At 42.9% G+C, this 422-nt stretch carries 1 pseudogene; it reads right to left on the reverse strand.

The window, feature by feature from the left end:
- A pseudogene (locus JWG88_RS21390) lies at positions 1–422 on the reverse strand (hypothetical protein); the annotation flags it as partial.

Genomic DNA, 422 nt, shown 5'->3' on the forward strand with positions numbered 1-422 from the left:
ACTTAAATCCCTGCGATGCTTATTCCAAACCAAGTCGTAAGCATCGATTGTAAAATCCACATCATCGTCATCCAATGCATTTTCGAGCTCTTTATAAGCACGTTTTAGTCGCAAGGCCCACGTCCTAAAACAATCCGTCCCTGTTATTGAGTCTGGGCGCGTAGTATTTCCGATTGTATCAAAGTGAATTGTTACCACATCAAAGCCACGAACCACACTTTGTTGCAAGCCTAGCATATTATAAAACTGCGACTCTTCTTGCTGTCGAGCAGCTTCAACCTGCTGCCTCTCAACTTGCTCTTGACTATTTTTTATATCCTTTCGCTGAAGATAAAGAGTGACTACCACACCAGCAAATGCCACTCCTGAAAATAAAGCATTTAGAGTTCCGAACGCGTCTCCAAACGTACCAGACCTTATAC

This window comes from Desulfopila inferna (assembly GCF_016919005.1).
Classification (GTDB): domain Bacteria; phylum Desulfobacterota; class Desulfobulbia; order Desulfobulbales; family Desulfocapsaceae; genus Desulfopila_A; species Desulfopila_A inferna.